The organism is Buttiauxella gaviniae ATCC 51604, from assembly GCF_001654835.1.
Taxonomy (GTDB): domain Bacteria; phylum Pseudomonadota; class Gammaproteobacteria; order Enterobacterales; family Enterobacteriaceae; genus Buttiauxella; species Buttiauxella gaviniae.
This window is the reverse complement of sequence record NZ_LXEP01000026.1, coordinates 219,891-234,556: the sequence shown is the minus strand read 5'-3', so window position 1 is coordinate 234,556 and position 14,666 is coordinate 219,891. Positions and strand designations below refer to the sequence as shown.

Sequence of the window (14,666 nt, the reverse complement as noted above, 5' to 3'; positions counted from 1 at the left end):
CCCACCACCATATTTTATTTCCATCCAAATCTTTAGAGTAAAAAAACTCCATTTTATAGCCATCTATGATTTTTTCTTTTTGTTTATTCAAACCCACACTGGCTATTTTTTCGAGCAATTTATCCAGACAGGACATGCGGACTTTGTAGATATTATATGTATTTGACATGGGTAGTCCTTTTGGTCAGCGAGCTAAAATACTCAATGAATTTAACAACTGTGTATCCAAGGTTTCTCTTACTGGAGTTGGAAGCCCATTTGCAACTCTATAATTCTTGATTGCTGTCCTTGTAGCAGGCCCCATGCTTCCGTCGATATTGCCGTTGTAGAAACCTTTATCTAGTAAAGCGAACTGCACTCTCATGATCAACCGCTTACGTTTTTCTGTATCCGAAGTCAGCCCACTACTTGCACGGTTGGCACCTGTGGTTCCTGCTGAGTTTGTTATGGTTGAGCTATCCATGTCATTAGAGCGAAGTGAACGGACAGATGAGGAGGACGATGACGAACGAGTCCCTGAACTTGATGATTCTGAGGTGCTTGGTGTGCTGTAAGTTTTCGGATAGTAGGGAGTAGAAGTTCCCCCATAGTATCCACCACCAGAAGATGATCTATGAGAGCTATGACTTCGATGTGAACTGTGACTGCGATGACCCGCTATATAAAATGGCACCTCTGTGTTTAGAGGGGCTATCACCATATCATGCTCGTTAAGAGACATTGCAGGCATATCACTTGCGCCTATAGCTGAGTCACTTGCCCATACAGAGTTATTCAAAGCAAGAAATCCAGGAAGTAATGCTGCGAAATTAAATTTTTTCATTTGATAGGTCTCGGAGGTTGATGAAAACGGCCTTTTGATGAACTGAAATATCCAGCACAGGAAGACTTCTGAGTGCATTCATCACATTCTTTTGGATAATAATTTTTCCAGTCAGAGATGGACTGTGTAGCAAATCCCCAAGCTCTTTCCGGAAGGTGACACAATGGATAATTGAAGATGGTAAGTGGTATACCCGACCTCTGAGCGGTTTCTACAGCAGAAAGGATCTTCTCGCTATAGCTGTCGTGCTCAACGAAGATTGATGACCAGTTCTTGCGGGCCCATCCAATCGATTCAAGCCCCATCAGTGAAATTTGGTTTATATTGGAGAACACACGGCCAGTGAACTCAACGATGTCATCAAGTTCTGTATAGTTAGCCTGTGTAGGGATAATTCTAAGTTCAATGTTGATCCCTGAGTTACCTGCATTTATTAACCCTCTGACTGTCTCATCAAATGCCCCCTCACTTCCAACCAGATAGTCATGAACTGATGACCTTGAAGAATAAAGTGGGATACCAAAAGTAATTTTGATCTTATCGCTTCGTTCTTTCATCTGACGAGTAAAACTGACATCTGAAAATTTCCGCCCATTTGTTAAAACATGCAAAGCAGTGCCTGGTGAGTTTTCGATGATGAAATCGATAAAGTGCAGGAAATCGTCACCATACAGTAGAGGCTCTCCCCCGCTCACTCCCACTACACCATTCAAAGAGAAAGAGGCAATGGCAAGTGCTGACTGACTGAGTAGCCAATCATCGTTTCCAGTCTTAGGAGGCTGCGAACAAAACAGGCAACTGTTGTTGCACCTTTCAGTTACCAGAACCGTATTATGATTTGCTCTTCGGGACAAAATCACCCTGAGCATGTTGCCGTTGTTAACGATCCCGATGTCACCATCTTCTATCGAATCAAATAGCTCTTTGCTAAAAACAGAGTCTGTAAAATATGCAGGTAGCTGTGAATCGCTCTTTGCCTTAGTGACAAGCAAATTTGGGAGGAAAAACTGAGGGTTTTCTGGCTTGGATTTGCACAAGCGATAGAATCCCTGCTTAACTGGCAGTTCAGATGAAAACCGGAAAATATCGTTTCTTAACACCTCAGACATAAGCCCATCCTTTAAGCATCTCTGCCATAGGCCCATCCTGAGATATCTCGTTCAGAAGGTAACGGAACATACCTTTGTGGTATTGGCAGAATGTAGACCGGCTCTTGTCACCAACTGGTTCGCCGTGGACACTGATGTTTTGGCAAGGATCTGCGCCACAGAAAGGCTGATAGGCGCATGTGTCACAACCAGGCATAGCGAAGTTAAATGATGATGTTAATGACGACCTGTAGAACTCACTATTACTGAACGACAGGGAAGAAAAGTTACCGGCACTAAAATCTGCTTCGGGATTCACTTTCTGAAGCATACGGCTTTCGTCGCTACCGTAAACCTTACCGTCATAATTGAAGAGGATACAGTTCAGAACCACTCCGCTTGGCGATTTCAGGTCTGCATAGCCACTGAAGCCCGGATTAAAGATTCTCTTAATATGGATAGCAGCCGAATGCTCAACGACAGGTATGCCCTTCTGATTCTGAAGTAACACTTCTTCCATCAACTCTTTGTAAAATTCGAAATACTCCGGCATCGAAAAGGTAAAGCTTTGCTTTTGGGCAAATCCGTATGGGCTGACAGGTCTAATAAACATATCCGTAAGACCTAAGCCCAAATGAGCCTCCACTATCGAAACAGGATCTTTGGTAAGTTCTTTTGTTACAGTGGTTACTGTAGCAACACGATTAGAACCCAATTCATCACGTATGAGTTGCATACCAGCGATAGCTCTCGAGTGAGCTTTTGCTCCAGGGAGGATTCGATTCGTATTGTGGGTATGTTCATTGCCGTCAAGAGATACAGAGAAAGTAATGTTCCTACTTCTCACCCACTCGATGACAGAAGCATCTAACAGCGACAGGCTTGTAGCAATCACCATTTCAAAAGCTTCGGAGCCGAGTGAAACCTCACATTCGTTATAAATCATTTGCACAAGATCGAATCTGAGGAGTGGTTCTCCCCCCTGAACTTCGATTTTGTATGGCGGTGTTCCCAATTTCTTTATAGCGCTGACAATTTCAGGTATGAGTTTCGGGTCAAGATCGTAGCCACTTGCTCCGACTGCTGCTCTGCTAACCTGACAATACTTGCAGGTATGATCACATCTCAGTGTAGGAACTATCATGAAGATTGGCCTGATGGCTAAATCATTCATGAGTCTTTTAGCTAAACCAGAACTTAACGCAGAAGAAGCCAATGAAACCGCGTCATCATTAGCAATAAAAAGCTTACTTTCAAGGCTACCCGATACATTCCGCTCTATTGGAAATTGGTTGCATGATAGCTGGAAAAGCTCTGCATCCTCAATGAAGTGGTGGAAACCAGCCAGATTACTGATGAAAACCTTGCCATCATTTAATCTATCGAAGTTAAATGGCATGAGCTTCATCAAGCGAGTCTCTCATCAATACTCTTCAGAACATTGCTGATAATCGCTGCTCTAACTCTTCCCGTATGGCTATCAAGAGATTCCCTTAGCTGGAAATCGTTTCTCAACCGTTCAAATTCGAACTGTATTTCCTCACTACACGTATCAAAAGAGACATGCCAATTTACATCGTCATCTTCCAATCGCCATCGTGTATAGGCAGTCATCCAGTAAAGACTGTTTCGTAAAACCCATTCAGAACATGCTGTTTTGCTTATCGTTTTATTCCACATATATGTCTCAAAGAGTTAATAAAACATAACCATTAGAATGGCTTATGTTTTTGTAAGCATCTTCTAAGCCTTCCGGATAGATGACGTAAGATTCTGTGAGTGTAATAAAATTTAACTTATTTAAATTCAGTTAGTTACACAAGTCACAATCAAGACTTATCCCATATACAATAACATTACCTCTTGAAAGGGTAATTTGTAAATTTTTTTTTACATTTTATGATTAGCTGATAGAACAGGTTAGTAGCGAATCTTTAGCCGGAGATGTGAGAAGTTATCCACTATTAGTAATGTAAGAGCCAGTCGGTTTGGTGATGCGAGCTTTAAGCGCAAAATTATATAGTAGGGTCATAGAGTTACATGTTGCCATTGCCGACATACTTTTCGTATGTCATAAATCTCAGACAGAGATGATGCAGCAGTATTATACAAATAAAACAATACAATGATTTTTAAAGATTTTATTCATAGAAAAGAACTATAGAATACAATTGGCATACTTGACAGGGGGCCTTCTCCTACAAAAAATGGTATATCGGATTTTCATGCACCAGTCTTTAGATTAGGCACTCAAAGTGATAACATATGGCTATATGAGGTTTATTAAAAATAAATAAAAGATGGTTGATATAATGGAAACACCATACAGCTTTTTGAAATTCGTTACACAAGATAGAATTGATATTTTAAAAGATGGATATATTAGATTTACTCCCCCTAAAGACTTGAATGACCCCTTCGAAGTTAACCCTGTAGTAATTCCTCATGACCCTTACAATATTCAAATGATAGAATCCGGGTATGATTATCAAAATCATGAATTCACAGCAAGTGATCATGATTTTTCATGGAAACGATTCAATAAAATTGGACACTATAAAACTGAATATTCAAAGTTCTCTAATAAATATGGAATTCTTTCTCTTTCCAGTTCTAAAGATATGTGTTCAATGCCATCAGTAGCAATTTTTAGTGAAGAAGATCCAAGACGTAATTTATTAATGTGGTCCCATTACACAGACGAACACAGAGGTTTTATTATTGAATTCCATAGTGACTTTATTGATGACACTGAAATATCAAAAATAACGTACTCTCATGAAAGGCCAATGGTCACCCAAGAAGACATAGAATCAGGAGTCATTTTTCCTTTTTTTGTTAAAGGTAAGAAATGGTGTTATGAAAAAGAGTGCAGAATCATAAAACCTTTGGAACAAGCTGATAAAATAGTACATTTGGACAATGGCAATACCATACATCTATTTAAAATAAAAAAGTCTCAAATTCGCTCTATAACTACAGGCTGTAACATGGACACGAATAAAATTGAAGAACTAAAAAAAATTGTATTCACTGACCCAGAATTAAAAAACTGTGTATTTTATGTTTCAAAGATAGACAATGAGGGGTTCGCTTTGGATTTCAGATCATATTCAGCCAATGGTTGGACTAATGATGATGTATTTGGATTCCCAATGATATCCAAACATCCCTTATTGATAAACCCTGAGAATGTAAAAAACAAGTATAAGAATAATTAACAAACACCTAAGAGCTAACTTAAGGATATTTATGATTATGTTATATAAATTAATGAATATGAGGGGTTTCTTATTTTGGGGTTATTTGATCAGCATATTAATGTCATCATTAATTTTGATCTGGGTCTACTTCCAGCCCCTTAATTACATTATTTGGCTGTTTGTCCCACTAATTGTCCCTATATTATTTTCAATTTGCATAATAATAACGCGCAATAAGGAACAACGCGATTTAATAAAATCCTTAAATGATTCCACATTGTTCTCAATTAGTGCTATTACAACAGCTTTGGCGATTATCAAAACTATCGATTTAACCCCAGTAGATGCTTTTGACTTACTGATGAAAAACAGAGTCGGATATATTCTGATATGTGGGCACACGATTTTATATACAATAAAAGCCACCATAGCTATGTGTGAAAGTTATGAAAACTGGATTAAAATATCAAAAGAAAAATAATTTATTTTTTTAGCATGACGGCAAAAAACACAATCACAAGCGGAGTTGTGAAAAAAGAGACTATTATAGCACTATAAATTGCTATATATATTTCAGAAGCCCCCTCCACATTAAGTATGTTAAACTCGCTTGCATTGCACAATATAATAACAAAAAACATTATTAATATAAAATAAATTGCTACGATTATTTTCGTTTTCATCTCACTATCTCTCTCTTTAACCTTATAATATATACATATCAATTATAATCTTGCTGTCAATAGCATTTGAGAATGTTAATATGCAAGGGCTAACTTATCGAAGCTACGCTTCACTAAGTTGCCTTGCTTTTCTGCCCTTTGGTTGAAAAGAAAAACAATCTGATTTTTTGGATAATCACATTGCTCACGCACAGCTCCACTTTAAAAAAAATAAGACAGAACAATACTAATTCTCTAAAGAAAATTAGATGTAAGATGCAATACCCACCGCAAATGTGATGTCGATCACGATTTTCACAATTATAGCTAAATCCTATTGATGTTATAATAATAAAATACGTAGAGAATATCGTTTCCCCTTCGCAAGGAGTCATTAGTGGGTGAAGAACGCAGGAACATTAATAATAATACGCATATAGTTTTATATGATGAGGTGAGTGGTCTTTGCCCAAAATGCTCTAAACCTTTGATGGTTCAGAATGGCAAACGGAAAATAAAGATCTATGAAGTAGCACACATATATCCTTTTTCTCCTCGTAAAGGTGAAAAAGAATTACTAAAAAATGAGCCACTTCTTTGTGACGATGTTGATAGCGAAGATAATTTAATTGCCTTATGTAGAGACTGTCATAAGTTGTTCGACAACCCAAGAACGATTGAGGGTTATCGGGAAATATGCGCTATCAAAAAGCAGTTAAGACAAGCTGCACAAATCAAAAACAGGCAATATAATTTTAAGATTGAAGAAGATATAAAAGAGATAATTGATAAGCTATCAACACTTGAGCCAAGAGAAGATTCACAATTATCATACAACGCAATGAGAGTTGATGACAAAATTAATTCTGAATCTGGCCCTGTTTTTAAAATAAAGATCAAGGCTCAAGTTACTTATTTTTACACTGAAATAAAAAAATTATTCCAGCAACTGGATCAACGTATCCCAAACACTTCAGAAATAATATTCAATGAAGTTAAAACATACTACCTAACTTTAAAAAGAGAGAATTTATCTCAATCTGAGATATACGATCATTTAATTAATTGGATAAAAACAAACACTAAAGAAACTAATAATGTAGCAGCGGAAGTATTGGTGTGTTTTTTTATCCAAAATTGCGAGGTTTACTCATGATTACACCAAGTAAATCTATCTCTATCCAAGATTCAATATTATATAAGATGACAATTATTTTAGAAACTGACTTTAACGAAATTAATATTACTGATTTATACAAAAAAACATCAAGTAATTTTTCATCTCTGGACGAGTTTGTTTACTCACTTGATTTTTTGTTTATTTTAGAGAAAATTATATTAAACCCAGCCAATGGGACGGTAACAAAATGCTAAAGAATATATACTGTGAAAAACTAATTAGAAAAGAATTGATTTTCAAAAAAGGTTTAAATACCATATTGGGGCCTAAGAATGGTGCCAACTCCATCGGTAAATCATCTGTTTTAATGTTAATTGATTTTGTTTTTGGTGGGGATGATTTTATAACCTTATGCAAAGATGTTATTTCGAAAGTTGGCCATCTAAATATCGACTTCACTTTTGAATTTGATGGAAAATCATATAATTTCACAAGAAAAACTGAAACTCATAGTAGTGTAATTTTTAAAAGCAACGAAGAAAATATTGAGTGGTCAATTGTAGATTTTAGAACGTTCTTAGCTCAGAAATATGGTTTTTCATCAAACGACCCTTCATTAAGAAATTTAATCTCAAGATTTTCCAGAATTTGGGGAAAAGATAATTACAATCCTAATAAACCTCTTTTGCGCTTTACAGGTGAAGGATATGCTTCAATCAAAGAGTTTCTCATAAAATCTTTCGGCTATTATAATTTAATTGAAGAAATTGAAAAAAAGAAAGCCGAAAATGAAGTGAAAAGAAAAAATATTGATATTGCGTTCAAACAAGGTTTTGTCAAAAAAGTAAATTTAAAAGAATATAGGCAAGCAAAACAAGACCTCAGTGTTATCGACAATAAAATTGACATCATAAAAAAAGATTTAGATCTTTTCGCAGCTAACATAAAAGCTATTCTGGACGAAAAAAGCCTAACGTTAGCTGTCGAAAAGGATAAATATCTAAAACAAAAAAACTCTCTCGCAAGTAAATTATTTAGGATAGAAGAAAATATATCTGATACCAAGCCTATTCCCAAAAGATATTTTTGCAAAGTTGTCGATTTCTTCCCAACTGTTAACATTGAAAAGCTAAATGAGGTAGAAGGTTTCCATTCATCAATTTCAAAAATATTAAGTGATGAGTTGAAAAAAGAAAAAGAAAGTCTTATATACCAATTAAATGAGATTGATATGGGAATTAGTTTAATTGACCTGAAAATTAAAGAAATAGCAGCGTCAGTAGATAGACCGGACGAGATTATTGATGAAGTATTGTCTTTATCTATAAAGAAAAAAGAAGTCGAAGATACTGTTAACTACAGAGAACGCCAGGATGATATCAAGGAAGCCTCAACAGCTATAAAAGTAGAACTTAAAGAAAAAACTGAAGAAATCCTGTCAAAAATCTCTAACTTATTAAATGAAAACCTCAAACTCTTTAACACAAAATTCTATGGTCCAGACAGAATACCTCCCCAGATAATTCTCAGTGATAATAATTATCTTTTCGAACATCATTCTGATTCGGGGACAGGTAAATCTTATGCAAATATGCTGGCATTGGATGTGAGTTTTTTACATACAACAAAATTACCTATAGCCATTGAGGATTCGATTGTTTTCAAAAATGTCGAAGTCGCAGCTATAGAAAAGATAGTTAACACATTAAACACTATTGATAAACAAGTTTTTATATCACTAGATCAACTAAATATTTATAGTGAAAATACAAGATCAATTTTGCGACAAGCAAGTTTTATGAGGATAAGTAGAAAATATCCCGCATTTAAATTTTCATGGAATATCGAATCCCAAAGAAAATAATCATTTAGAATGGCTACTAGGCATTCAGAACGGTGGCCATTTTATGTTATTTACTCCATTATTAAATCACCACATTGACATTCCTCACGAATAAAATATAAATAATAGAGAGCATATGGAATATGCTCAGATATATAAATTATAAGATATGAAAGGAGTTCATATGGATAACATTTTCAACCGAATTAGCAGAGTTAATATATCGAAAAACCTTCTTAGGACATATTGTGTCAGTGTAAGGCTTAACAAAGATGAATTGCAGCTACTCAATGCAAGGCGTGGTGAAAAAAGCAAAGGCGAATGGTTACGCATGGCATCCCTCCAAAAATTACCCCCTGTTATACCTGAAATCAATACAGAGGCTTGGAAAGCTATATCTGATATATCTCAAAAACTAAATCGTATTGCTACTCATATAGATAGTAAAAGCAAAGATAGCAAGCTTACCCATACAGAATTGTTCGCTGTTAAGCGGCAATTAGCAGAGCTTCGCCAGAACCTTCTAAGCGCTGACATATGGAGCAACCCCGATGAAGGGAATGCAGAAGATCAGACGTGGTAAAAGCTTTGTTGGTGTTGTTCTCTATGCATTAAAACAAGCATCTCATCATAAACAAGTTCCCTCCGTGATCGGTGGCAATATGATGGGAAGCTTTGCAGAAGATCTAATCGCTGAATTCGATACAAGCAAACAGCTTCGCCCGGAAGTAGAAAAAGCGGTGTGGCACAATTCGCTTCGCCTACCTGCAGGTGAATCGCTGTCAATAGACAAATGGGTTATGTTCGCAGACGACTATATGCAACGCATGGGGTTCAGTGATACCCATCTCAGGTGTTATGTGTTGCACGACGACGAAGCAGGCCAGCACATACACATTATCGCCAGTCGCATCGACCTCAACGGTGGCAAGCTTTACTTGGGTAGGAACGAAAATCTCATAAGCACTCGTATAATCAGCGAGCTCGAAATCGCTCATGGCCTTACTGTCACTAAAACAGCATCTTCCCTCAAACCAAGACAACCGAAGCGGAAAAGAATCTCTCGCAACGAACAGATGCTATCAGAACGCACTGGTGTTCCCTGCCCCAAGAAATCCCTTCAACAGATCATTGATAAAAGTTTGGCAGATACACCTGACCTTTTAACTTTTATCAAGAGACTTGAAGAAGCAGAAGTCGGCTGGACGGCGAATGTCGCAAGCACAGGTAAAATGAACGGCTTCTCTTTCGAATACACAGGAATAGCTTTCAAAGCTTCACAGTTAGGCAAGGGTTACTCTTGGGCAAATCTTCAAAAGCAACTTAGCTACAACCCTGACCACTTAGAAGCTATACGAACCAACAGACCGACAAAAGACCACCCTGCTCCTGCTCCTGCTCCTGCTCCTGCTCCTGCTCCTGCTCCTGCTCCTGCTCCTGCTCCTGCTCCTGCTCCTGCAAGGATTGTGTCGTATAGACAGAAAGAGTTGAGTATTTCTGAAAAAATTGCTTCTCTCGATTTGAAACTGAAAGTTAAAGAAGATAAGCGACAACGCATAATAGATGCTGTCTTTGAGTTACAAGATGCCAAGAAAACCAGGCAAGTAAGAGCACCGCGCTTCGCATTATGGCTTCCACTTCTTAACCTGTTGAAACAGTACGGTTTTTGTTTGATACATTCATTGCGGAAATTTAAGAGAGTGTTGAAAGTTCACGCTTTAACTCCCGCAATACAAACTCAATTCACTAAAAGTCTAAAACGACAGAAATAACAACCAATTGGATTAACATAAATTTAACCATATAAAACATATGGATTAATCTATTGATTTATCGACAAATTATTGATCTGTAAAACCGATCAATAATTAACACTTGATAGCCAGTGCCTATCATAAATGTAACATCGATCGGTACAAACGTTTTTACTAAAGCTCGTAAACCATCGAGAATTCATCAAGATATCTCCACTCCTGTTAAAGATTAAACAACTTGATGGATACGCAAATGACAACAGAAGTCAGTTTCAAAGAACCTTCTAAACCAACGATCTTCGTTATGAAAAGGGTCTGGGTAGCATTAGCAATACCCGTAGTAATATTCTGCACCTTAGGTTCAGAAGCTGTCTCACAGTCATTCGTTGCATGGTTACTGGCAGGTGCCTTTATAATTTTTTCAGCAATACCTAAGTATCTCGATAAACGCAAAAATCATTCAACTATCGATTATTTTAACGAAAATAATGACGGTTACTACTATCATGAGTTTGATAAAACATCGTTGCTTATAGACATAAATAAGAAAGCTATAAAACTTAAAGAAAAGAACAAAGAAAAGACATATTCTTTCGATGAGCTTCGTGAATGGCGCTATAGCTTGGAAAGTGCAGGAAAAATGCTAGGAATTGGTATTACAAATACACTCATTGCTAAATCACAAAATGATATAAACAAACTTAGAGATGAAAAGAACTCTGGCTTTTTCGTTTCAGTAAAAGATATAGAAAACCCGGAATGGCAAATCAAGTTTTTCCCTAAAAAAGGGCGTTTTAATAATGACGAAGGATTAAGAGATACAGAAATTCAAATGAAGAAATGGATGGAAGTATTCAGTCAAGTTTTTAATAAAGAATAAATCTAATCAAAAAGGATAGCCAGTATGAACAAATTTATTATAGTTTTGCTTACAATTTCAACTTTCAGTGTAGTAGGTTGTTCTTCTTCAGGGAACCAATCTTTGAAGAATGAAAATCAAGCTTCTCTTCAAACAAAATTAATCAAAAACAAAACAACTAAGAGTGATATTGTCAGAGAATTTGGTTCACCTACGTCAACCACGACGAACGATGAAAGTGGTGATATTTATTTATATGATATGAATAATTCGAAAATGAATGCTCTTAATTTTGTTCCAGTTGTCGGTATGTTTATTGGGAACACAACAGCAGAGTCAAGAACTCTATCTATTGTATTTAATAAAAATGATACTGTTAAAAATTGGAGTTTTTCGTCTCACAATCTAAAACTAGAAAAAAGCATTACCAACTAACCTCCTCAGATATTGTGATATCCTCGTCATATAGAACGATATCACAATCTTGGTCTTTTAAGAGGCTTACATGGTGTTGTGATTATACTAATTTCTTTCTTTTCATACTGTGCTTTTAGTTCTACATAGACTTGTTCTAACCTAATTTGATTTCCTTCGATATAATCTACAAGTGCATTTAATTTAAAAATCACGCACTCATTGTTTTTCAATCTTTGTATTAAATTACCTTCCATACAATTACATACGCTACAAAACATTTGCATGATATTGTCAATATTACTAATGGAATTACAGTAAAGAGCATGTGGGTAAAAATACTTAAGGTGATATCCTACTAAAATTAAATATAATTTATATGAAGACATATCATCTTCAAGTTCATATTGATCAGTAAGATACCTATCAATGAGTATGATTAATTGCTCTTCTTTTGTTAAAGATTCTTTTTCATTATACATAAGTTGCATCCTTGCAATCTATTATTGTCATCCTGACATTTAATAAATAGCAGATTTAAATTTAAAATCAATAGATCTGTAAATATATATTTACGAAATGTAATTATTACTTTACTGTGCGTCATTTTTTCTCTGGCAAAGGTTCATTTAATTGATGTAGTTTAATCCCATACTTATAAGAATTATATTGCCACTGCGTGAACTGTTCTTTATATCTGTTGTTTTGTTTTTTAAGAACTTCAATCTCAACCTCCATATTTTTAATTCTTTGCGCAGCAATATTCAAATTAGCAGGTTTTTTTAATGGAGCATAACTTTCCTTTAATTTTTTCTTTTTTAAAAAATAAACGTCAACGATATCTTTATGCATATTTAAAGATTGACGAGTAGGTTTCTTTCCAATAATTTTTTTTAGTGATTCACACAATAAATCCCATGTTAACTTACCATCCCATGTATTGATGGTATTTTTTATTTTATTAATATCTAATTGCGTTAAATGCTTTGCCATACTGCCTCCCATTTTGTAATTTTTATATGCTGCCTTTAATTTTTATCTGTCTTTCTAAAATTGATAACACATTTTCATGGTAAGAAAGCCACTTATCTGCACCGTAAAATCCCTCATGCACAGCTTGCTTTGTCATTTGATGTAGTGAACGTAGCTTTTTTATTACTTGTTCTCGTTGTTGTTCATTCATAGCATCAGAACCAACCCAACCAAATTCCATTGTTTTTAATATTTTTTTACATGGCGGTATTAAATAGTCGTGAATGCAATAGCCATTAGGCGTTAAGTGGACAGCCCCATTATTCAATGTATCCATATCCTCCCCCACATTCAGGGACGAATGGGAATCAGTATGATGGCAGTAGCGATTATTTCCCAATCTCATCCCAGCAACTTTTAGCATCATTTGTTCTTGTGATGTGTGGTTATAGTTCCTGTTCTGAGTTACACAAACTCTTCCTGACCATTTTGCAATATCTAATTCTGATAATTCACCTAAATGAGCAAGAGTATTCAGCAAATGCCTTGGCTGATGAGAACGCAAAGATAATGGCTTACCTTCACTATCCAGATAACCATGTCGTTCAAATATATTCTTATACCGTTGCCCTTTGGGAGGGATCTTTTCTATGTACTGAGAGAAAAAACTATAGGTTGGTCTATAAATAGCATAGCGGGCTGTAAATTTTGCATCATTGCACTGATGCTGATTTAACAAACACAGAGCATTACTGTATCGGACTGATTTTTCTTTATCAAACCACGGAAAATCCGCAGGTAATTTCTTTCTTATCATCTGCCCAAGTACTCTCAATGTATAATGTCCGTCTGCTGGGTTAAGGAATGATCCCCCTCCGTCAAGACTTGTGCATTTTATCTTATTGAAGCATTGCTTTTTATCCGTTAGTGGATAGCCAAGTGCATGACAAACTTGAACAACACCAAGTGGTTCATCCTCCCGCACTGTGGGACAAATATCATGTCTGTAAAATTTATCCGACGAAGATTCATGCCATCTGGCGAGAGAACGTGCATTTTTAGACAACCTACGCAGTCTACTAATGGCTTTCCTTGCAACGGGCACCATAACATCGGGTATCCACTTAATAGTAGCTCCATAGCCTTTTACAGAATAGAATCGAAGCCCATAACGCTCTACTCCGTCTTTATCGTTTCGAGTAATTTCACAGTCAGCAGGCAATGCAAGAATTTCTGAGATGCGACTTGGGGAGCACATCAGTAAAGCAAAAACCGATGACGTAAAAAGATCTCTCTCGCTAAGTTCTTCATCCTGTCGTGAAAATATTTCCGCTATAGCGAGTAATGCTCGCTCATCCGGTAGTTTATTTCTCCTTTCTTCATCTTTTTTCTCTGGAAGATAGTTATTACGGGTATTGGGTTTAATCGGGTTCTTCCAGCTAAGAATACCTATTTTTAAAAATTGTTGCCCAGAAATAAAGCTGGAAAGTCTTTCTAATTCATAACCACATGTATACAATACGTTATTATCATAATATTGACTTGCTATCTTTATTGCCTCATCAAGAACAATGATAGTGGTATTATAAATATATGCTTTTTGACAAACTTGTAAAAGAGCCTCTTCAAGGCATCTCAATGCCATCATTTTACCTCCAAGATTCTTAACAGGGTTCAGAGACTGCTGGTATCTTATATAGCTTTTAGCAAAATTTATAAAATTTGCGTCTAAAGTGTATTCCTCTCTCATAATTCCTTTCCCTGTATTTAACTTTCTAAAAATGGCAATTCCTTTCCATTCAGACTTATTCCAGTCGATAACATCTTCATAAAGAGTTAATTTTTCTTTACAGAATATCACAAAATCATCAATATTTTTTACTGCCCCTAACTCTGATTTTGATTTAAATACAATAACATTCTTCATT

16 protein-coding genes are annotated in these 14,666 nt (G+C 36.0%); 9 read left to right on the top strand and 7 right to left on the bottom strand.

The window, feature by feature from the left end:
• Window positions 1–184: 184 nt before the first annotated feature.
• The 4 genes from hxsA to hxsD are packed head-to-tail and all read right to left on the bottom strand — an operon-like array spanning window position 185 to window position 3,591.
• Window positions 185–823, bottom strand: a complete 639-nt coding sequence (hxsA, locus tag M977_RS24445; protein ID WP_074392030.1) for a His-Xaa-Ser repeat protein HxsA — start codon at window positions 821–823, stop codon at window positions 185–187.
• Complete coding sequence (hxsC, locus tag M977_RS13810; RefSeq protein WP_064515991.1) at window positions 820–1,932, bottom strand: His-Xaa-Ser system radical SAM maturase HxsC; 1,113 nt, start codon at window positions 1,930–1,932, stop codon at window positions 820–822. Before hxsC ends, hxsA begins: the two co-directional genes overlap by 4 nt.
• Entirely contained in the window at window positions 1,925–3,319 is a 1,395-nt protein-coding gene (hxsB, locus tag M977_RS13805; protein ID WP_064515989.1) for a His-Xaa-Ser system radical SAM maturase HxsB, read from the bottom strand. Before hxsB ends, hxsC begins: the two co-directional genes overlap by 8 nt.
• Window positions 3,319–3,591, bottom strand: coding sequence for a His-Xaa-Ser system protein HxsD (gene hxsD / locus M977_RS13800; RefSeq protein ID WP_064515987.1), 273 nt, complete (start codon window positions 3,589–3,591; stop codon window positions 3,319–3,321). Before hxsD ends, hxsB begins: the two co-directional genes overlap by 1 nt.
• Window positions 3,592–4,223: 632 nt before the next feature.
• Here hxsD and M977_RS13795 point away from each other — a divergent pair.
• The 9 genes from M977_RS13795 to M977_RS13750 all read left to right on the top strand — a co-directional run bounded on the left by M977_RS13795 (window position 4,224) and on the right by M977_RS13750 (window position 11,787).
• Window positions 4,224–5,132: a DUF2971 domain-containing protein gene (locus M977_RS13795; RefSeq protein ID WP_064515985.1), complete on the top strand. Its 909-nt coding sequence runs from the start codon at window positions 4,224–4,226 to the stop codon at window positions 5,130–5,132.
• Between the two features lie 31 nt (window positions 5,133–5,163).
• On the top strand, window positions 5,164–5,595 hold the full coding sequence (locus tag M977_RS13790) for a hypothetical protein (RefSeq protein WP_245163509.1): 432 nt from the start codon (window positions 5,164–5,166) through the stop codon (window positions 5,593–5,595).
• Between the two features lie 578 nt (window positions 5,596–6,173).
• Complete coding sequence (locus M977_RS13780; protein WP_064515981.1) at window positions 6,174–6,932, top strand: ABC-three component system protein; 759 nt, start codon at window positions 6,174–6,176, stop codon at window positions 6,930–6,932.
• Complete coding sequence (locus M977_RS26040) at window positions 6,929–7,150, top strand: ABC-three component system middle component 7 (protein WP_064515979.1); 222 nt, start codon at window positions 6,929–6,931, stop codon at window positions 7,148–7,150. The genes M977_RS13780 and M977_RS26040 overlap by 4 nt, the downstream gene beginning before the upstream one ends.
• Complete coding sequence (locus M977_RS13770; protein ID WP_064515977.1) at window positions 7,144–8,760, top strand: DUF2326 domain-containing protein; 1,617 nt, start codon at window positions 7,144–7,146, stop codon at window positions 8,758–8,760. The genes M977_RS26040 and M977_RS13770 overlap by 7 nt, the downstream gene beginning before the upstream one ends.
• A 163-nt stretch (window positions 8,761–8,923) precedes the next feature.
• Entirely contained in the window at window positions 8,924–9,322 is a 399-nt protein-coding gene (locus M977_RS13765) for a hypothetical protein (protein ID WP_064515975.1), read from the top strand.
• Complete coding sequence (locus tag M977_RS13760) at window positions 9,291–10,511, top strand: relaxase/mobilization nuclease domain-containing protein (RefSeq protein ID WP_064515972.1); 1,221 nt, start codon at window positions 9,291–9,293, stop codon at window positions 10,509–10,511. Before M977_RS13765 ends, M977_RS13760 begins: the two co-directional genes overlap by 32 nt.
• Before the next feature lie 235 nt (window positions 10,512–10,746).
• Window positions 10,747–11,373, top strand: a complete 627-nt coding sequence (locus M977_RS13755) for a DUF4755 domain-containing protein (RefSeq protein WP_064515970.1) — start codon at window positions 10,747–10,749, stop codon at window positions 11,371–11,373.
• A gap of 24 nt (window positions 11,374–11,397) precedes the next feature.
• A complete protein-coding gene (locus M977_RS13750; protein ID WP_064515968.1) occupies window positions 11,398–11,787 on the top strand; it encodes a hypothetical protein in 390 nt (129 codons plus the stop codon).
• A 41-nt stretch (window positions 11,788–11,828) separates the two neighbouring features.
• On the opposite strand, the gene M977_RS13745 is transcribed toward M977_RS13750, so the two are convergent.
• The 3 genes from M977_RS13745 to M977_RS13735 all read right to left on the bottom strand — a co-directional run bounded on the left by M977_RS13745 (window position 11,829) and on the right by M977_RS13735 (window position 14,665).
• Window positions 11,829–12,248, bottom strand: coding sequence for a hypothetical protein (locus M977_RS13745; protein WP_157092074.1), 420 nt, complete (start codon window positions 12,246–12,248; stop codon window positions 11,829–11,831).
• A gap of 121 nt (window positions 12,249–12,369) precedes the next feature.
• Window positions 12,370–12,759, bottom strand: coding sequence for a hypothetical protein (locus tag M977_RS13740; protein ID WP_064515964.1), 390 nt, complete (start codon window positions 12,757–12,759; stop codon window positions 12,370–12,372).
• A gap of 22 nt (window positions 12,760–12,781) precedes the next feature.
• Window positions 12,782–14,665, bottom strand: a complete 1,884-nt coding sequence (locus M977_RS13735; protein ID WP_064515963.1) for a hypothetical protein — start codon at window positions 14,663–14,665, stop codon at window positions 12,782–12,784.
• Window position 14,666: the final 1 nt, after the last annotated feature.